At 56.9% G+C, this 19663-nt stretch carries 17 protein-coding genes, 3 pseudogenes and 1 riboswitch; of the genes and pseudogenes, 13 read left to right on the top strand and 7 right to left on the bottom strand.

The window, feature by feature from the left end; translation table 11 throughout:
• Positions 1-53: 53 nt before the first annotated feature.
• Complete coding sequence (locus tag PACILC2_RS02700; RefSeq protein WP_213527288.1) at positions 54-1016, bottom strand: J domain-containing protein; 963 nt, start codon at positions 1014-1016, stop codon at positions 54-56.
• Between the two features lie 197 nt (positions 1017-1213).
• Positions 1214-1360: riboswitch (cyclic di-AMP (ydaO/yuaA leader) on the top strand.
• A gap of 117 nt (positions 1361-1477) precedes the next feature.
• Here PACILC2_RS02700 and PACILC2_RS02695 point away from each other — a divergent pair.
• The 6 genes and pseudogenes from PACILC2_RS02695 (at position 1478) to PACILC2_RS26235 (ending at position 6281) form a co-directional block, all read left to right on the top strand.
• A pseudogene (locus PACILC2_RS02695) lies at positions 1478-2679 on the top strand (KamA family radical SAM protein).
• A gap of 256 nt (positions 2680-2935) precedes the next feature.
• Complete coding sequence (locus PACILC2_RS02690; RefSeq protein WP_235593176.1) at positions 2936-3640, top strand: GntR family transcriptional regulator; 705 nt, start codon at positions 2936-2938, stop codon at positions 3638-3640.
• A 21-nt stretch (positions 3641-3661) separates the two neighbouring features.
• Positions 3662-4735: a mannonate dehydratase gene (gene uxuA, locus PACILC2_RS02685; RefSeq protein ID WP_062493632.1), complete on the top strand. Its 1074-nt coding sequence runs from the start codon at positions 3662-3664 to the stop codon at positions 4733-4735.
• Entirely contained in the window at positions 4736-5587 is an 852-nt protein-coding gene (locus PACILC2_RS02680; protein ID WP_213527284.1) for an SDR family oxidoreductase, read from the top strand.
• A 218-nt stretch (positions 5588-5805) separates the two neighbouring features.
• Positions 5806-6123, top strand: coding sequence for an HAD family hydrolase (locus PACILC2_RS02675; protein ID WP_244863179.1), 318 nt, complete (start codon positions 5806-5808; stop codon positions 6121-6123).
• Positions 6120-6281 carry an HAD family hydrolase gene (locus PACILC2_RS26235; RefSeq protein ID WP_244863178.1) on the top strand — a complete coding sequence of 54 codons (162 nt, stop codon included), beginning with the start codon at positions 6120-6122 and terminating at the stop codon, positions 6279-6281. Before PACILC2_RS02675 ends, PACILC2_RS26235 begins: the two co-directional genes overlap by 4 nt.
• A 232-nt stretch (positions 6282-6513) precedes the next feature.
• Here PACILC2_RS26235 and PACILC2_RS02670 read toward each other — a convergent pair.
• Positions 6514-7913 (bottom strand): annotated as a pseudogene (locus PACILC2_RS02670) (amidase family protein).
• 974 nt (positions 7914-8887) lie between these two features.
• Here PACILC2_RS02670 and PACILC2_RS02665 point away from each other — a divergent pair.
• From PACILC2_RS02665 to PACILC2_RS02640, 6 genes are all read left to right on the top strand, one after another.
• Positions 8888-10669: an ABC transporter substrate-binding protein gene (locus tag PACILC2_RS02665; protein ID WP_244863177.1), complete on the top strand. Its 1782-nt coding sequence runs from the start codon at positions 8888-8890 to the stop codon at positions 10667-10669.
• A gap of 74 nt (positions 10670-10743) precedes the next feature.
• A complete protein-coding gene (locus PACILC2_RS02660) occupies positions 10744-11715 on the top strand; it encodes an ABC transporter permease (RefSeq protein ID WP_062493622.1) in 972 nt (323 codons plus the stop codon).
• Entirely contained in the window at positions 11712-12701 is a 990-nt protein-coding gene (locus tag PACILC2_RS02655) for an ABC transporter permease (RefSeq protein WP_372447023.1), read from the top strand. The genes PACILC2_RS02660 and PACILC2_RS02655 overlap by 4 nt, the downstream gene beginning before the upstream one ends.
• Entirely contained in the window at positions 12616-13713 is a 1098-nt protein-coding gene (locus tag PACILC2_RS02650; protein ID WP_307860312.1) for an ABC transporter ATP-binding protein, read from the top strand. The genes PACILC2_RS02655 and PACILC2_RS02650 overlap by 86 nt, the downstream gene beginning before the upstream one ends.
• Entirely contained in the window at positions 13710-14702 is a 993-nt protein-coding gene (locus PACILC2_RS02645) for an ABC transporter ATP-binding protein (RefSeq protein ID WP_062493617.1), read from the top strand. Before PACILC2_RS02650 ends, PACILC2_RS02645 begins: the two co-directional genes overlap by 4 nt.
• A gap of 148 nt (positions 14703-14850) precedes the next feature.
• Positions 14851-15330, top strand: coding sequence for a GyrI-like domain-containing protein (locus tag PACILC2_RS02640; protein ID WP_213527282.1), 480 nt, complete (start codon positions 14851-14853; stop codon positions 15328-15330).
• A gap of 163 nt (positions 15331-15493) precedes the next feature.
• On the opposite strand, the gene PACILC2_RS02635 is transcribed toward PACILC2_RS02640, so the two are convergent.
• The 5 genes and pseudogenes from PACILC2_RS02635 to PACILC2_RS02620 all read right to left on the bottom strand — a co-directional run bounded on the left by PACILC2_RS02635 (position 15494) and on the right by PACILC2_RS02620 (position 18707).
• Positions 15494-16327 (bottom strand): sugar phosphate isomerase/epimerase family protein, encoded by an 834-nt coding sequence (locus PACILC2_RS02635; protein WP_213527280.1) that lies wholly within the window; start codon positions 16325-16327, stop codon positions 15494-15496.
• Between the two features lie 21 nt (positions 16328-16348).
• Complete coding sequence (locus tag PACILC2_RS02630; RefSeq protein WP_213527277.1) at positions 16349-17344, bottom strand: Gfo/Idh/MocA family protein; 996 nt, start codon at positions 17342-17344, stop codon at positions 16349-16351.
• 104 nt (positions 17345-17448) lie between these two features.
• Complete coding sequence (locus PACILC2_RS26230; protein WP_244863176.1) at positions 17449-17598, bottom strand: hypothetical protein; 150 nt, start codon at positions 17596-17598, stop codon at positions 17449-17451.
• 2 nt (positions 17599-17600) lie between these two features.
• A pseudogene (locus PACILC2_RS26225) lies at positions 17601-17792 on the bottom strand (MerR family DNA-binding transcriptional regulator); the annotation flags it as partial.
• A gap of 108 nt (positions 17793-17900) precedes the next feature.
• A complete protein-coding gene (locus PACILC2_RS02620; RefSeq protein ID WP_213527275.1) occupies positions 17901-18707 on the bottom strand; it encodes a helix-turn-helix domain-containing protein in 807 nt (268 codons plus the stop codon).
• Between the two features lie 291 nt (positions 18708-18998).
• Here PACILC2_RS02620 and PACILC2_RS02615 point away from each other — a divergent pair, with 291 nt between their 5' ends.
• Entirely contained in the window at positions 18999-19658 is a 660-nt protein-coding gene (locus PACILC2_RS02615; RefSeq protein WP_213527273.1) for an HAD family hydrolase, read from the top strand.
• Positions 19659-19663: the final 5 nt, after the last annotated feature.

Genomic DNA, 19663 nt, shown 5'->3' with positions numbered 1-19663 from the left:
GGCGATCCCTAGGTCATTCAAGACCTTTTGAGACAGCCTCTGTGGAAATTCAATTATGACGACGTACCTTCTGGCTTCGTACCTTCTGGCTTCGTACCTTCCGGCTTCGCACCTTCCAGCATGCGCTGAATAAAGAGCAGCGCCTTGTCAGGATGTTTGGCGTCGGCGCGAATGGCGGCTATCATCTCTTTGGAGACGACCGGTATACTTTTGACGAGCGGACTGCCGCTAATATCGATGCCGTAAATATGATCGGTGGTGTCTTCCGCGGAGCGCGTTTTGAGCGCCGCCGCTTCCGAAGGGAGCAGCGGTTTCAACGTTTGCTCGTAGGCTTCGTCCAAAGGCTGGAACAGCTGCTGCCTCGCCAGCTTGGTGAAACTGTTCCGGTCGAGAATATAAACGTCGCTTTTTTCCGTCATCAGCATGACAACCGCCTTCTGCGTCGCGGCGATGTCGAATTCGTTTTTCGGATCGGACGGATCGTAGGTAATCTGCGCGCCGATCCGCTTCCATTCCGGAAAGAAGGAGAGCAGGGCCGCCTCCAGTTCCTCCGTATCCTGATTCTGATTGTTCAAGTAAAAATCCCCGTGAAACATGACCGATACGTCGATCGGCGGCTTCTTCGCTTCTTCCGCTTTTTGCGCCTGCCGCTCCAGGTAGCTGTTGACCGCAAATCCGATCAGAATGACGGCGACCAAAGCCCCGAGCAGGTGGAACTTGTAGTAATGGAAGAAATGGTCCAATTTTTCCGCTGTGCCGGCCATCTTTTTATATTTTCCATATTGAGATTGTTTGAATTGCTCCTGCGCTTTCCGTTCGTCATATTCGATAATGAACTTGTAAGCCCGGTTAACTGCTTCGAAATCGACGGCGTTGCCGCCGGCCTCTTCATGGTCGCGGCGGGCTCCTTGGGCGCGCGCCTGCCGCATGAGCAGGTAGTAGCGTTTCTCCACTTCTTCCTTGGTCGCGTTTTCAGGCAGGCCGAGAGTAGCGTACGCTTGCTTCAGGTCCTCCAATGCTGTCACCTCTTTGTTAAAACTGTCCGGATCTACGTATCCATGAATCCGTTTTCGCCCCGCAACAGGGCGTGTTCTTGGCTGTCATTCGGCGGTGCAAATCTAACTACTAACATTCTATACTCTCTATTACGGCGATACAAGCGAACGGATTCGCAACTGATTTGAGTTTGACAATTCTGAATTATTCAAATATGATAAGTAATAAGCTTAATTTCCGGTTATGGACCGGAAAGCGGGGGAACCAAGTCTTCCGGGGCGAATCGTGCCGCTTCATGCGGCCGTAGGGAACCATCTATCCCGAGCCCGTCAGCTAACCTCGTCAGCTTTGGATGGGTCGAATAATGTATTGGTGCGTATTTGACCCTTTACAGGGTCTTTTTGTTTGAGGAGACCCGTACACACATGCTGTGTAAGGGTCTTTTTTCATTCAAATGAAACAAGAGGAGGGAGAACGAACGATGGCTCAACCGAAGTATATTACCGACATCGATAAATTGACGAACATCCCGGCGGAAGAAAGAGCGAAACTGAAGCGCATTACGGACAAATTTGTTTTTCGGGTCAACGATTACTATCTGGGTCTGATCGACTGGAACGATCCTCACGATCCGATTCGCAAACTTGTCATTCCGAACGAGGGGGAACTGCTGGAATACGGCCGCTGGGATGCATCCGACGAGGATACCAACTATGTCGTCCCGGGGTGTCAGCACAAGTACAAAACGACCGCGCTGCTCATCGTATCCGAAGTATGCGGCGCTTACTGCCGGTACTGCTTCCGCAAACGGCTGTTCCGCAACGACGTGAAGGAGGCCGTCACCGACGTCGAACCGGGCCTCGCCTATATTTCCGCCCATCCGGAAATCAACAATGTCCTGTTGACCGGGGGAGACAGCCTGATTCTGGGAACGCCGAAGCTGCGGTCGATATTGTTGCGGCTGCGCGATATCGATCATGTGAAAATCATACGGCTCGGCTCCAAAATTCCCGTGTTCAATCCGATGCGGATCTACGAGGACGAAGCGCTGCTCGCGACGATCCGGGAAGTGTCGAGTCCGGACAAAAGAGTGTATGTCATGGCGCATGTCAACCATCCGCGCGAAATAACCGAGGAAGCGGTCCGGGCTTTTGCCGCCTTGCACGACGCAGGCGCAGTCGTCGTCAATCAGACGCCGATCCTGAAAGGGATCAACGACGATCCCGAGGTGCTGGGAGAGTTGCTGGATCGATTGTCCTGGGCCGGCGTAACGCCCTATTACTTTTTCGTGAACCGGCCTGTTGCCGGAAACCGCGATTTTGTTCTCCCTCTGGCCGAGGTATACAGCATCGTAGAAAAGGCGAAAGCGAGAACCTCCGGACTCGGCAAACGGGTGCGTCTGTCGATGAGTCATACATCGGGGAAAATCGAAATATTGGCTATCGAAGGAGGAAAGGCTTATTTGAAGTATCATCAATCGCGGGATAACCGTTACGGCCGTTTCATGGTGTTGGACTGTCCCGATGACGCGGCATGGTTCGACGATTTGCCCGGCAACGAAAAGTATTGGCGCAAACCGATTAAAAAACGGATCGTGTCGTCTCCGTGAACGAATTGCCCGATATGCCGCTCAAAACGTTCAAAAGAGGATCCGCATCGGGCCAAAGGTCTGCACGCCGATAAATTTATCGCCGCCATAATGCTTTGCATATAATCGATGAGAGACTCCCTCGGATCGGAAATCCGGGGGAGTTTTTATTTTCGGTCATACAACGGGCGGCCGGAATGCCAAACGTTTTCGAAACCGAAAGGCAGCCAATTCTTGAGCGACGTTCGTTTTTGCGGTATGATATTCTTGTATACAAGAATGCAAGTACTTGAAGTGCTTGAAAAGAAGAGGCTGGCTGGCAAAATACATCGCGCAGGAGGTGACAGATTCGTGCTGAAGCTTACGCCGCTGCCGCAGCGCCCCGTCCGCAAATCGCTGGGCGACCAGGTGTACGAGACGATTCGCGCCGGCATCGTTTCGCTGCAGCTTGAACCAGGAACGATGATTTACGAGAACGAAGTGGCCGAATTGCTGCAGGTCAGCCGCACGCCCGTCCGGGAAGCGATCCGGCTGCTCGTGAGCGAGCGGCTGCTGGATGTGCTGCCGCAGCGGGGAACGAGGATCGCGCCTATCTCGCAGCGCAAGGTGGAAGAAGCGAAATTCATCCGCGAGCATCTGGAGCTGGGCGCCTTTCGCCTCGTCGCGAAGCAGTGGCGTGACGGAGACCGCACGGCCGCGGAACGGGCGATTATGGACTTGTTCGACAGGCAGCAGGAGGCGGCCGCCGCAGGCGATCCCGCTTTGTTCCTGCAGCTTGACGAAGATTTTCATCGCGTCGTGCTGGAGATGACGGGCAATGCGACGCTGCTTCAGGTCATCAACCAGATGCGCGCGCACCTGAACCGAATCCGGTTTCTCGCCATGCGGGAATACCATTACATGGAGCAGACGCTGGAGGAGCATCGCGGCTTGCTGGCCGCCATGCAGGCGGGGGATGAGGAGCTGACCGCATCGAGGCTGAAGCGGCATATCGGGAAGCTGGACCGTGAACTGCCGGAGCTGCGGGCGAAGTATCCGCAGTATTTTGTCGATTGAATCGAGGGGAGATGTGGACGAATGCGCATGGTGTTTCGTTGGTACGGGGAAGGGAACGATACCGTTACGCTGAAGCAAATCAGGCAAATTCCCGGCGTCGAGGGCGTCGTTTGGGCGCTGCATGACGTGCCGGCCGGTGAAGAGTGGCCCATGGACAAAATATTGGAAGTCAAACGGCAGGTAGATCCGTACGGGCTGCATCTGGAAGTGGTTGAAAGCGTTAACGTTCATGAAGATATCAAGCTCGGATTGCCGACGCGCGACCGGTACATCGAAAATTACCAGCGGACGATCGAGAAACTGGCGACCGTCGGCGTCAAGACGATTTGCTACAATTTTATGCCGGTGTTCGACTGGACCCGGACTGAGCTGTTCAAGGAAATGGAGGACGGCTCGACGGCGCTCTTTTTCGAAAAGGCAAAAATCGATAACATGGACCCGATGGAACTCGTACGGCGCATCGCCTCCAATCCGGACCTGACGATGCCCGGCTGGGAGCCGGAGCGGCTCGGCCGTCTCTCCGAGCTGTTCGAAGCGTACAAGGGTGTCACGGAGGAAGACTTGTGGCGCAATTTGCAGTACTTCCTCGAGGCGATTATTCCGGTGGCGGAACGCAGCGGCATCCGAATGGCCATCCATCCGGACGATCCGCCGTGGTCGATTTTCGGATTGCCGCGGATTGTGACGTCGCAGGCCAACATTCGCCGCCTGCTGAAAATGGTCGACCATCCGAACAACGGCGTTACGCTGTGCAGCGGCTCGCTCGGCGCGAATCCGGAGAACGACATCCCGGCGATGGTGCGGGAATTTGCGGACCGGATTCCGTTCGCGCATATTCGCAACGTGCGGGTTTATCCGAATGGCGACTTTATCGAGACGTCCCACCGGAGCTGCGATGGCACCGTCGATATCGCCGAAGTTGTCAGGGCTTATCATGAAATCGGATATACCGGTTATGTCAGACCGGACCACGGCCGGCATATTTGGGACGAGAAGTGCCGGCCGGGTTACGGTCTGTATGACCGGGCGCTCGGCATTATGTACTTGTGGGGCGCATGGGATGCGCTGGAGCGAAGCAAACGGGGGAATGCGTAAATGACGATACCGATTCACGACAATTTGCGGGGCAGAACGGCCGTCATTACCGGAGGCAGCGGCGTGCTGTGCGCGGCGATGGCGAGGGAGCTCGGGCGGCATGGCGTGAAGGTGGCGATTTTGAACCGGACGGCGGAGAAAGGAGAAGCGGTCGCCGAAGCGATCCGCCAAGCCGGCGGGGAAGCGATCGCGGTCGCCTGCGATGTGCTCGACAAGGAGAGCGTCGTCCGGGCGGAGGCGGTCGTGTCGGAACGGTTCGGTCCGTGCGACATACTCGTGAACGGAGCGGGAGGCAACGATCCGCGAGGAAATACGACGAACGAGACGTTCCGTCCGGAAGATGTGGAAGACGAAGCCGTCGTCAGCTTCTTCGACCTGAGCGTCGAAGGCTTCGGCCGCGTTTTCAACCTGAATTTCCTCGGCACCTTGATCTCGACGCAAGTGTTTGCGCGCAAGATGGTCCGCCGCCCGGGCGCCACCGTCATCAATATGTCGTCGATGAGCTCGTACAGCCCGATGACGAAGGTGCCCGCCTACAGCGCGGCCAAGGCGGCGATCAACAATTTCACGCAATGGATGGCCGTCCATATGGCCGATGCCGGCATCCGGGTCAACGCGATCGCTCCGGGATTTTTCCTGACGGAGCAGAACCGGCGGCTGCTGACGAACGAGGACGGTTCCCTTACGGAGCGATCCCGCAAAATCTTGACGCATACGCCGATGCGCAGATTCGGAGAGCCGACCGATCTGCTCGGCACGCTCATCTGGCTGGCCGACGACAGCATGTCCGGCTTTATAACCGGCATTACCGTTCCGGTCGACGGCGGATTCATGGCGTATTCGGGCGTGTAATTCGCAGAAGACCTTACGGCGGCGGCGGTCGCAATGAAAACCGGCTTCGATATGTTGGCATTTCCGGGCATGACCACCCCTGCCGTTTGAGGCCGACCGCGTCTGCGGTCGGCCTTTTCGGCGATGGAGCCATCCGTTCCTTCCAAATTTTGTGGTATACTTTTATCCAAAACGTACCTGTTTTGCATAATGAAAAAAAGACGGGGGGCCGGCCGGCCATGGGCAAACGGGCCTACATCACCGATTTGGATGGAACGCTGCTGCGGTCCGATCAGACGCTGTCCGGATATACGATCGGCGTTCTGTCGAATGCGTTGGCGCAAGATGTCGTCGTCAGCTTCGCGACCGCGCGAGGATATATAAGCGCGCACAGCGTCGTATCGGCGATTCCTTGGAAATATCCGCTCATCCTGTACAACGGGGCGCTGCTGTACGACGGCCTTCAACATACGGTGATCGGCGGTTATTGGCTGGAAAACACGCTGACCGATCGTATATTTGAGATCGGGCGGGCGTCGCATTCGGCGATCATGTGAACGATCTCGGTCTGTTCGAGGCGGCCGGGCGCAAAATCGCCGTGCGGAATGCGCAGGATGCGATCAAGCGATTGGCGGATGAAATTGTCCCGCCCAACGACGAAGACGGTGTCGCGGCATATCTGGAAAGGGAGACGGGCGCTAAAGCGGCGCGGTAACGGAACAGGGGGAACGGGCATGCTGTGGCAAAATGCTTGAAAATGACGGGCATTGTGCTGCTCACGACCATTTTAATTTTATTTGCTCTTGTTTGCGTGTTCGGCATACTTTTCTTTTTGGGTGTGCGGTACAAAGAGACGTTTATGCAATAGAGCCGGGAAGAAAGTCCGGCGACGCCATGGATGGCGCCGCCGGACATCGCCGGACATCAGACGATGAAAGCTTGTCTGTTTACGGCGTCAGTTCGGGAGCGCGGCGATGATGGGTTTTCTGCTCGAATGCGTACGCCAGCTTGATCAGCGTCGGTTCGCTGAACGGACGGCCGATGAAGTCCATGCCGACCGGCATGCGGTCCGGTGTAAAACCGGCCGGCACGGTTACGGTCGGATAGCCGGTGAACGAGCTGAGCTTGAAGCCGTCGCCGATCGTCTGTTCTTCCCCGATTTTGACGATCGGATTGGCCGACGTCGGGAAGATGAGCGCATCGAGCCGATGATCGGCCATCATTTTGAGCACGGCTTGCTGGGCAAGACGCGTACGATACAGGACAATATCCTTATACGTCTCGTCATCGAGCGACTCCCTGTCGTTCCGTTCTTTCAGCTGTTTCGCCACGGAAGGATCGAACAGGCCGGAAGCCAATATATCGTCCAGCGTCTTGTACGGCCGGTCATCTCCTAGACTTTCCAAATAATCGTTAAATTGGAATTTAAACTCCCAGGCGCTCAAGCTTCCGTAGCTGTTGATTTCCTTGAAGTTCGGAATGGTCACATTGTCCACGATCGTTGCGCCTGCCGCCTCCATATCGCGAATCGCCTTTTCCATTACGTTCTGAATATCGGCATTCGTGCCGAATACCTCGCGGAGCACGCCGATTCTGGCGCCTTCCAGTCCGTTCGGGTCCAATACGTCCAGGTACGAATTCGGCACCATTCCGACGCTGGCGGCCGTCGTTACGTCCTGCGGGTCGTAACCGACCGTCGCGTCCAGAATGGCTGCGGCGTCCGCCACCGTCCGTGCGATCGGACCGCCCGTATCCTGCGTAAGCGCCAGCGGCATAATGCCGTCCCGGCTCGACAGGCCGATCGTCGGCCGAATGCCGACCAGGCTGTTAAAAGAAGCCGGCACGCGGATGGAACCGCCGGTATCGGTGCCCATGCCGACGGCGCCCAGGCTTGCGGCCACGGCAGCCCCGTTCCGCCGCTGGAGCCGCCCGGTACACGGGTCGGATCGTACGGGTTAAGCGTCTGGCCGCCGGCGGAGCTGACCGTTGTATACCCGAACGCAAATTCATGCAAATTCGCTTTGGCCAATATAATGGCTCCGGCTTCCTTCAATTTCTTCACCTGAAAAGCGTCGTCAGGCGGAATGCTGTCCTTCAAAGCGAGCGAACCGCCGGTCGTCGGGATGTCCGCGGTGTCGAAATTGTCCTTCACGATAACCGGAATGCCGTGAAGCGGACCGCGAGGGCCGGTCTTTGCGCGTTCCTCGTCCAGCGCTCTTGCTATCTCCAGCGCCTTGTCGTTGATGCGGATGATCGAATTCAGCTTGGGGCCCTGCTTGTCATATCGTTCGATGCGATCCAAATAGAGTTCGACCAGTTGTTCCGCTGTCAATCGGCCCGCTGTCATGGCGGTTTGAATGTCGGCGATGGTAGCTTCGACCGGATTGAAAGGCTGCAGATAAAGGTAGAGACGGTAGGCTACGACGGCTGCCTCCGACCTTGACAGCGGTTTTCCATAACCGAATCGATGGCCGGAAACGCCTTTCATCAAGCCGGATGTCACAACGGTGCCGATGGAGGATGCGTCAGGCCCGCTCTGCGGAATATCGGTAAAAACGTTGCGGCCGATATACGGAACGTCGACGGCCTGATCCAGTATTGCCGCCGCCGTCTCCCGCTTAACCGTATCCTGGTCTGAGAGTGTAAGAAAGCGCAAGTCCGTCCCGGCAGCGTCGGCAGCGTCGTTTAATAGCTCGGCAAATTCCGATTGCCGTAACGTTTCGTGACCGTTGGCGGGTGTGATGTAGCCTTCAGGCGCCCAGTCCTGTTCCAGAAAAGCGGCCAGTTCAGGGCTGTACGGCGCCGAAGCAGGGGATGCTGCTTGCACGGGAGCGGCAAGCGATACCAGCATAAGTGTGAAAGCGAGCAATAAGGATAACGTTCGAGTCCAGATCTTCCTCAATTCTTCCATTCCCCTTTCTGTATATGTAATATAAAATAACGTATAATAGGGATGGGGGTTGTAAATAGGACTAATTTCCTATAATATTTCGTTATATGTTCTTATAAATTACTATAGATGTTAGATAACATACAAAAATTCGAATATAATCTTTACGCTGATGCGCGAAAACGGCAACGACACAAACACGAAATAGGTCCGGGGTTCTGGTCGAGGTCTATAGGCCTACCCGAAAGCGCGGCTCGAAACCGCAGGTATAGGCGTGCTGCGGTAAGATGCTGATGCTGAATACCCGAGTGATGTGAAACGCATTTTAACTTTTCTGAAAATTACCAATAATTTGTATTTTCAAATCCTTAAAAGCTGGTATAATCAGACTATAAATATTTACCAAATCTTATTGTGGGGAGGAAATTGATGTGGTTAGTATCAGGAAATGGCTGTCGCTTGTGCTGTATGTGATGCTTGTTGGCGCTTTATTGGCGGCTTGTTCGTCGGATAAAGGCGGCAGTACGACGACGGAAAACCCTCCGCCGTCGAATGAGCAAACCGATACCAATACGCCCGACGATTCCAAAGAAACGGACAATCCCCCGGCTGCCGAAGACGGTCCGGTGGACGGCGGAACGTTGACCTTCAGCAGCTTCACCGATATCGTGACGATCAACCCGATCTTCATCAACGACACAGCCTCCAGCGATGCAGCCCATTTTCTGCTAGCCAAAGTGTATGACTTGGCCCCTGACGGCCAGATTGTCGTCGAGCCGTGGTCGCTTGCCGCCGAACTGCCGGAAATTTCGGAAGACAGCAAGACGTATACGGTCAAGCTGAAGCCCGAAGCGAAATGGACTGACGGAACGCCGGTGACGGCTGACGACCTGATCTATACGATCGAGACGATCAAAAATGAGGATACCGGATCGCCGGCCCGCAGCACGATGGAAAAAGTGGCCAAGACGGAGAAAGTCGACGACCACACGGTCAAGATCACACTATCCGAAGTATTCGCACCATTCCAGTACTCGCTTGTTATCGAGCTCGCTCCCGCTCATATTCTGAAAGACGTGCCGGTCAAAAAGCTGCTCGATCACGAATACGGCAAAGATCCGGCAAAAACGGTGACGAACGGTCCCTGGAAATGGACCGAATGGCAAAAAACGCAGCATCTCACCTTTGAGAAAGACCCGAACTACTGGGGCGCCACGAAACCTCACATCGACAAAATCGTCTACAAAATCTACGCGGATCAGAATACGGAAGTCCAGGCTCTATTGAAAGGCGACACCGATCATACCTCTGCCATACCGGTCGTTCAAGTCGAAGCGGTAAAGAAAAATTCTTCCATCACGCTGATTCAGGAACCGGGTCCATCCTATGAATTTATCGGATTCAACTTCAAAGAAGACAACTTCCCGGACAAATTCGTGCCGTTCGCGACCCAGAAAACAAGGCAGGCCATAGCCTATGCGTTAAACCGTCAAGGGATGGTCGACAACGTCCTGAAAGGAACGGGCGTTCTTATGAATTCGCCATTCCTGCCGGGCAGCTGGGCCGATCCGGGCGACAATGCCGTCAACTATGAATACAATCCGGAGAAAGCGAAACAACTGCTGGCTGAAGACGGGTGGGTGCTGAACGAGAAAACCGGAATTTTGGAGAAGGACGGGAAAAAATTCTCGTTCGAGCTTGAGTACAATGCCGGCAACAGCCGCCGTGAAGCCATCGCGCAGGTCATTCAGAGCAATCTGAAAGAAGTGGGTATCGAAGTGATTCCGAAGGCGATCGACTTCTCGATCTGGGTGCCGCAGCATCTGAATGTAGGCAAATATCAGACGATTCTGCTCGGCTGGTCGCTGGAAGATCCGGATCCGAACGCGGACAGCATCTTCTCCTCGAAGTTCTTCCCGCCTGCGGGTCAGAACATGGGTTGGTACAAGAACGAGAAGCTTGACCAGCTGTGGGTGGACGGCTATTCCACCATCGATCAGGAAGAACGCAAAAAAGTATACGCGGAAATCGGCAAAGAGATTTCTACCGATCTCCCCTATATTTTCCTGTACCGTTACGGCAACGCTACCGGTATCGGTCCGCGCGTCGCGTACGCGGAAGAAGACGCGCCGGTACCGACGCTGCCGAAAGGTTATTTCTACCATGTCATCAATGGTGGGTCAAGTCGTAACGTTCGATTGCTTAATCGTTAACCGCAAAGGGAAGGGAGGCGCGCTTCTCTTCCCTTTTCAGGTACGGTCGGTCAATCATGACGGGAGGGACGACTTTGACTGAATATTTCATCCGCCGAATCATACAGTCCATCGTGGTGTTGTTTCTCGTTACGGTTGTGACGTTCGCGATCATTCATCTGGCTCCGGGCGGACCGACGGAAGTGCTGGTCGCTCCGGGCTTGTCGCCCGAAGCGTTCGAGGTGCAGAAGCGCAATCTCGGCCTTGACCAGCCGGCGCATATTCAGTATGTCCGCTGGATCGGCAAGCTGCTTCAGGGCGATTTGGGGAAGACGTTCAAAAACAGCGTGCCGGTGGGCGAATTGTTATGGCCGACGATCGGCAATACGTTCGTGCTGATGGGGGCCGCATGGCTTGTGGCGATGGTGATCGCCATTCCCTGGGGCATCTACAACAGCACGAGGGAATACGGGCTCTCCGATCAGACCGCATCGTTCATATCCTATCTCGGGTTCGCTATGCCGACTTTCTGGTTCGGCATCATTCTGCAGCAATATTTTTCTTTAAAGCTGAACTGGTTCCCGCTTTCGGACATGTGGACGATGGGCAAAAAAGGGGACATCGGCGATTTGCTCATGCATCTGGTGCTGCCGGTATGCGTATTGTCGCTCGCCTTCCTCGCCTACTATGTAAAGTATTCGCGTTCCAGCATGCTGGAGGTGTTGCAGCAGGATTACATCCGAACGGCCCGGGCCAAAGGCGTGCGGGAGAATCGGGTCATCTTCCGGCATGCGCTTCGCAACGCCCTGATCCCGATCATTACGATTATCGGACTCGATCTGCCGATGCTCGTATCCGGCGCGGCCTTGACGGAGAACGTATTCAATTGGCCGGGTATGGGACGGCTGTTTGTCGATATGGCGATTGCCAGGGAGTACAATGTGCTGATGGCTATCGTGATGGTGACTTCCGTTATGGTCGTCATCGGTAATTTGCTGGCCGATATTTTATATGCCGTTGCCGATCCGCGCGTAAAGCTGGGGCGTAAAGGGGGCGATACGGCATGAGCGGTGTCGTTCCGAGACAAGAGCCGACTTTGGCGGACGTTCCCGGCATGGGGAGCCCTGTTCCTCCGCCAGCCATGGATAAGCCGCAAGGTCCGTGGAAGACCGCCGGCAAAAGGTTCGTGCGCAATCCGTATGCGATGGGCGGGCTTGCCGTCCTGCTCTTTTTCGCCATCGTCGCCATTCTGGCGCCGGTCATCGCGCCGTACGAACCGGACAAAATCGATTTCATGAACACCAATTTGCCGCCCGGCACCAAAGGATATCCGCTAGGGACGGATGAGCTCGGAAGGGATATCTTCTCCCGCCTCGTGTACAGCAGTCAAATTTCGTTGACGGTCGGCTTTTCGGTCGCGGCGGCCGCGGTGTTGATCGGCTCGCTCGTCGGCGCGGTCGCCGGTTATTTCGGCGGATGGATCGACACGATCCTGATGCGGCTTGTCGACGTCATGAATTCACTGCCAAGCCTGTTCCTGAACATTCTCGTGCTGTCGATATTCGGCTCCGATTTCATTTATATGGTGCTGGTGCTTTCGTTTACCGGCTGGATGGGCGTCGCCCGTCTCGTGCGCGGCACTTTCCTGCAGCTTCGCGAAATGCAATACGTGGAAGCGGCGAGAGCGACCGGCGTGTCCAGCTGGGGCATTATGTTCCGGCATCTGCTGCGCAATTCCAGCCATCCGATTATCGTGAACGCGACGCTGATGGTCGGTTCGGCCATTCTGAGCGAATCCGCGCTCTCTTATCTCGGTCTCGGCATCCAGGCGCCGGAAACGAGCTGGGGGCTGATGCTGAGCAACGCGCAGGAGTTTATGCTCGTCGATCCGCTGCAGGCGCTGTATCCGGGACTGTGCATTCTGATCATCGTGCTTGCCGTCAATTTTATCGGCGACGGTATCCAGGATGCGCTTAATCCGCGGGAGAAGAAAACATTTTCGGCAAGGAGGCTCCGGCAATGGCGGAACAAATACTCGAAGTCAACGGGTTGACGGCAGGCTTCTTGACGGACAAGGGGATTGTGAAGGCGACCGACCGGGTTTCCCTGCGCCTCGAAAAGGGCAAACCGTCTGCCTCGTCGGCGAATCCGGCAGCGGCAAGAGCGTCACCTCGCTGGCGATCATGCGGTTGCTCGACTTTGCCGGCGGGGCAATCCTGGAGGGGAATGTCGTGTTTCGCGGGGAGGATCTTGCTTTCAAATCGCAAGAAGAGATGACGCGTATCCGCGGCAACCAGATTGCGATGATCTTTCAGGAGCCGATGTCTTCGCTGAATCCGGTATTTACAGTGGGCGACCAGATCGCCGAAACCTTGATGCTGCACCAGAAGATGAGCAGGTCGGCCGCGATGAAGGAAGCGGTGGAACTGCTGCGTCTCGTCGGCATCCCCGATCCCGCCATGCGGGCCAAGCAGTATCCTCACGAGCTGTCCGGAGGGATGTGTCAGCGCGTCGTCATCGCGATCGCGCTTGCCTGCAAGCCCGATCTGCTGATCGCCGACGAGCCGACGACGGCCCTGGACGTCACGGTGCAGGCGCAAATTCTCGAATTGCTGAAGCGGCTGCAGCAGGAGCTTGGCATGACGATTTTGCTGATTACGCACGATATGGGCGTTGCCGCCGAAATGGCCGACCGCATCGCCGTCATGTATGCGGGCGCGATCGTCGAGGAAGGGGATGCGGCCGATATATTCGACCGTCCGAGCCATCCTTACACCCAAGGATTGCTGCAATCGATCCCCGGCTTCGAAGGGGAACGCGGCACGGAGCTGTATACGATCCGGGGGACGATCCCCCCGCTCAGCCGACTTCCTTCCGGCTGCCGGTTCCATCCGCGCTGCCCGCATGCCAAGGACAGATGCGCCCGCGAGGAACCGGGTTCGTTCCCGATCGGCGGAGATCATCGCGTGTCCTGCTGGATGTACGAGAACGACGGCGCGCTTGCGGTCTGGAGCGAACAGCTTGCGCCGGTTCAAACAGGGGAAACGGAGGGGGATAGGACATGAGCGCCGGAACGTTGATCGAAATGAAGGGCGTGAAGAAATATTTCCCTATTCATAAAGGGATTCTGAACCGGGTAGTCGGCCATGTGAAAGCCGTCGACGACGTTTCGCTGACGATCCGCAAAGGGGAAACGTTCGGTCTGGTCGGCGAATCGGGCTGCGGCAAATCGACGCTCGGCAGAGTCATTCTCCGCCTGCAAAACGCGACGGATGGCGACATTCTGTTCGACGGCCGCAGCGTCCGCACCATGAAAGCGAGAGAGCTGAGGGAGCTCCGTCAGGAAATGCAAATTATTTTCCAGGATCCGTTCGGTTCCCTGAACCCGCGGTTTTTGGTACGCGACATTATCGGCGAGCCGCTGCGCGTTCATATGAAAGCGTCCCGGAGCCAAATCGATGCGAGAGTCGTGGAGCTGATGGAACTTGTCGGCCTCGACGCCTCCAGACGAAACCGGTACCCACACGAATTTTCCGGCGGACAGCGTCAGCGGATCGGCATCGCCCGGGCGATCGCGCTGAATCCGCAGTTCATCGTGGCGGACGAAGCGGTATCGGCGCTGGACGTGTCCGTTCAGTCGCAGGTGCTCAATTTGCTGATGAAGCTGCAGAAGGAACTGGGTCTGACTTATCTGTTCATTGCGCACGGGCTGAACGTCGTCCGCCATATTTCTGACCGGGTTGGCGTCATGTATTTGGGCAAATTGGTTGAAGTGTCGCAGACGGAGGAGCTGTTCGCCCATCCGCTCCATCCTTATACCGCAGCGCTGCTGTCGGCGATCCCGAAGCCGCATCCGCGTGCGAAGAAGGAGAGAATCGTACTGCAAGGAGACGTTCCGTCGCCGGCCAATCCGCCGTCGGGCTGCCGCTTCCATCCGCGCTGCCCGTTTGCCCGGGAGAAATGCAAAGCGGAGATTCCGCCGCTTGAGGAAATCGCCCCGAACCGGCAGGTGGCGTGCCATTATCCGCTTGTCGGCTCATCCGTCGGCGTATAAAGGGCGTAGGATGCGGCAATCTCCTTTCCACGAAAGGAAATATGCGGTATATTATGCTGCGGGAAATTCGCCGTGCAGCGGTCCCGGCTGAATGACCCGCCGGCGTGATAAAAAAAGTTGCAGCGACATGCGATTGGGAGGGATTACGATGACAACGGCTGTTTTGCCCGAGATGACGCCGGTTATCGTCGAGCATGACGAACTGAAGCTGATCGGCATTCCGTGCGTCGGCCTGAAAGCGATGAAGAGCAAGTACGAGAACGCGAAAGAAGGGATGCTGGCCGTCAGCGGTTACTTGCCGCAGGTCGTCAATCCAAGGGTGCTGTACGGCATGTGGCCGAATGCCGAATCGCAGAACAATCCGGATACGCACGTTTATATTTTGTGCCTTGAGGTCAGCACGTTCGACGGAATACCGCCGTGGTTCGTCCGGCTGACCGTCCCGCCGCAAAAATGCGTCGTCGCGGCCAACGGACGCGGAAATTACGATGCGGCTTCCAAGGCGGTTGAAGACTACATCAGAGAGAACCGGATCGCTTTCGACCGTACGCCGCGCGATTATGTAATCTGCGAGCGCTATCATCTGGATGGCGAAGGCTTTGCCAAATATTCGCTGCCCATCGAGTAGTCTATAACTAAAGAATCGGGTCGGAAAATTGCGGCGTATGACGCGCTCCGCCCGATCATCTGAAGCAGCCGGCCGGGCGGAGCGGCGTAACGCTAGCGCATAGCATCCGGACGGTAAAGCGCGAGACTGCCGGGCGATTCCGGCAGTCTCTTTTCATGCTTCGTTATACCGTCCGGACGCCGCGAATGATGACGTCGAGCTGGCGCGCCGTGTCGTATACGGCCTGCAGCGGATCGGCGCCGTAGACGCCGATCTCGGCGGTGAGTGTATCGTCGTACCCGATATCCCGAAGCGCGGCCACGACTTCCGGCCAGTTGACGTCGCCGGCCAGCAGCGGGACGAAGCCGCCGCCGTTGCCGACGGCGGTTTTGAAATCTTTAACGTGAATTTTAAAGATGCGGCGGCCGAGAATACGGATCCATTGCTGCGGGAAGCCGTACGCCAGAATGTTGCCGACATCGAAATAGACGCCGGCATACGGCGAAGCAAGCTCGTCGACGAAACTCCGCATCTCCAGCGGGGAAAGCAGAAACTTGTTCCACACGTTCTCGATGCCGATCCTGACGCCGCGTTTCTCCGCTTCGGGCACGAGCTTCTTCAGCTCCTCCAGGCTGCGGTCGTAGCATTCGTCATAAGGAGCCGTCGGCGTGACGGCGCCGGGCACCACGAGCACGGTGTCGGCCCCGAGCCGCTCGGCCAGCTCGAGCTGCTTGACGACGATGCGGCGGCCTTGCGCCCGGACATCGGCATCTTCGGACGACAGCGGATGTCTCCACAGCAGCGATGTGGAGACGCTGCGAAGCTTCAGCCCGCGTGCCGCCGCCTGCCGCGCGATCGCGTCCGCCTCCGCCGGCGTCGTCTCCATCGTCAGTCCGGCGGAGCCGGGCGGGTTGACATTGAGCTCTACGGCGTCGTAGCCTGCCTCGCGGCTAACGTCGAACAGCCTGTCAAGGGACGTTCCTTCGGGAAAGCACCACTGATTGACGCTTTTCAGCATAGCAGGCGCTCCTCCCGCCGCTTAAACCGCGGCTTTGCTGGCGCCGATCGCGACCTGCCTGCCGGTCCGGGCCGATTCATTGGCGGCGAGCGTCACCTCAAGCGTGGCGAGCGCATCGTCGAAGCCGCAGCGCACCAGCTCCTGGCGGCCGGTCCGCACGGCTTCGACGAACGCGCGGTCTTGCTCGAAATAAAAATCGGTGCCGCATTTCTCGCTTATATTTTGCTGGTCGTCGACAATGGTAAGCGAAGTGCCGTTTCCGTCAAGGGATACGTAGAAGTCCGGACCGATCACCTCGACCTCGGCGCGTCCGAACCGGCGGGACATGCAGCCGGTGTTGATCGTGCCGATGGCGCCGGATTGCAGCGAGAACGATACGACGCCCACATCGGGAATCGTCGCATCCGGCGCTTCATTCCGAATCGAACGCTGCGCGTAGCGTGCCTGGACGTCGCGGAATTCACCGGCCACATAGCGGACCAGATCGACCTGATGGGTGGACTGGTCGACCAGTTGCCCGCCGGATTGCTCCATCTGATGGAACCATCTTACGGGCGGCAGGCTGCCGATCCGGTAGGCGAGCACCATGTCCGGCGTTTTGTCCGCCAGGTAGGCTTTCGCTTTTTGCACCGTTTCGAGATATCGCAGGCAGTACCCGACGGCATGAATGATGCCCGATTCCAGGATGAGACGGCTGTTTGTCCGCGCCTGCTCGAGATCGAGGCCGATCGGCTTCTCGGCGAACAGATGAATGCCGTTGGCTGCGGCTTTCTTCTCGACTGCTCCGCGGGTAAACTGCGGCGTGCACAGGAAGAGCGCGTCGATTGCGCCAGAATCGAGAAGCTCGTCCGCGCTGCCGAACGGCGCCGCGCCGTAACGCTCGGCGATTTCGTTCATTCTTGCCGGATTGGCATCGTAAACGGCGGTCAGTTCCGCATGCCCGATCTTCTGCAGCTTCTTGATATGATGCTCGGCCATGCCGCCGACGCCGATAAATCCGATTCTCACGTTGCCCATGTTCATATCCCTCCCGGATACAATAGTTTCCAGGAACAACTTTAGTGGATATGCCCGCAAAAGTCTTTATCGAAATCGCCCCGGAATTTACGCAAAAAGACCGTTTATAGCAGCCCGACGGTCTTGCACAACCGGTACAAATAATAGACGCCGCGCGTTTGCTGCCGGATTCTGTAGTTCAGATACGCGAGCGAATCTCTGAGGATGGCAGAGCCCGGAACGCCGGTTTCGTTGGAAACCTCCCCGATCGTCATCGTTTTTTCACGATATCCATACCGAAGCCGGGCTGCATGGCCCGGATGCATTCGAAATACGCGGCATGCTCCTCGGTGTAGAGCCGATAGCCGCTGGCCGTCCGCTCAGGGGGCGGAACGATGCCCCAGCTTTCATAATGGCGGAGCGCGCTCGTGCTGCTGAACCGGCTGGTCGACGCCGGGAATACCGTCATTCTTGTCGAGCATAATCCGTCGTCGCATACCGGTCAATTTTTGAAAGAATTCGCATTGTCACCATAGATGGCGGGAGGGGATGGAGCGGCGAATCGGCCGGAAGCCGGTTATTTCATGTTGTCGTTCGTCCGGATTTGCCGCTTCCGCCAGACGGAAGGGGAGATGCCTTCGGCAGATTTGAACCATTGGGAGAACGAATGGAGCCGGTGGAAGCCGACCTGCCCGGCGATTTCGTTCAAATCTTTGTCGGTTGCGCTCAGCAGCCATTTGGCCTCTTGCATCCGGCACTGCTGCTGGTACTGCTTGGGGCTCATGCCGTAAATTTTGTCGAACGTGCGCCGGAATCCGGATACGGTCATGCCGGCCAGCTCGGCGAGGTCCGCCATCTGTACGTTCAGCCGCAAATTTTCGCGCAAATAATCGGCGGCTTTCGTGATCGTCATCGCCTGCAGATCGGTCTTGGAATGCTCGTGCAAAAACAGCAGCAGCATTTCGGTCCAGACGGCGAAATGCCGCGCTTTATCCTTCAGCGTCGAAGAGGAGATGCGCAGCCATTCCCGGAACAGCATTTCGAACCGGTCGCGGTCGATCCGGGACAACGCATACAGCTTCGGCGTCCCGGAGTCTCGCAGCAGCCTGTCCGCAATGTCGCGCAGCGCCTCCGGCATTCGCTGCAGATGCATGACGCCGAAGCGCACTTTGGTGACGGCTTCGAACCGGTGCGATATGCCCGGAGGAATGACGACGACATGACCGGATTCGATATGGAGCGTCCGTTCCGTCCATTCGAAAATGCCGCGTCCTTCCAGCACGATTTCGATCTCGAGCGTCGTATTGGTATGGAAGCCGTCATCGTACCAGGTTTCGTCGAACGACGCGATGAAGCTGCGAATATCGAAAGCACTGCTTTTCATGCCCGATCCTCCCCGGCTTGCCGTGCCGCCGTACAACTCATGATGTGCCTAGCATAGCATATTTTCGCTTCCGGCTGAACGCCTGTGGGGAAAAAGCAGCCTCTTGCCGCGACCGGTGCCGGCGGCCGCAGACTTCGGTTCAGGCTTCCAGGCAAGGCTTCCGTTCACGGCTTCCAGGCAAGGCTTCCGTTCACGGCTTCCGGGCAGGATTCGACGGGGCGGCGGAGAACATGTATACGGACGGCATTTCCGTTCGGGCAACGGAAAGCCCGGATGTTGAGGAGGCGAGCGATGAGAGCGATTGTGTTTGACTTTGACGGACTGATTATCGATACGGAGACGCCCTGGTATGAAGCTTTTCGCCAAATCTACCAGGAGCACGGCTGCGAGCTGCCGCTGGATCAATGGCTGCTGTGCGTCGGCACGACGTTCTCGTCGTTCGATCCGTACGAGTATCTGGAACGCCTGCTGAAGCGCGAATTGGACAGGAAGCGGCTGCAGGCGATCGGCGAACGGAAGCACCGGGAGCTGATGGAGAAGCAGGATATCCGGCCGGGCGTGCTCGATTATTTGACAAGCGCCAGAGAGAGCGGTCTGAAGATCGGGCTTGCATCCAGTTCGTCCGGAAGCTGGGTCGAGCCTTTCCTTCGGAAGCACGGCTTGTACGGGTATTTCGACGCGATTGTGACGGCGGACCATGTCGCCAAAGTAAAGCCGGACCCGGAGCTCTATATTAAAGCGTTGGATGCGCTGGGCGTATCCGGGGACGAAGCGGTCGCCTTCGAGGATTCGCTGAACGGTCTGAAAGCCGCGCGCGCAGCCGGACTTCACTGCGTGATCGTGCCGAACGCGATTACCCGCCATCTCGAATTCGACGATTACAGCATGCGCTTGTCCTCGATGAGCGAGATGAGCCTGAGCCAGGTGCTGAAACGGCTGAAGCCGGCATGATAGCG

The organism is Paenibacillus cisolokensis (assembly GCF_018403665.1).
Taxonomy (GTDB): domain Bacteria; phylum Bacillota; class Bacilli; order Paenibacillales; family Paenibacillaceae; genus Paenibacillus_AH; species Paenibacillus_AH cisolokensis.
Note: the sequence above shows the minus strand (reverse complement) of the source record. Positions and strands in the feature narration are given on the sequence as shown.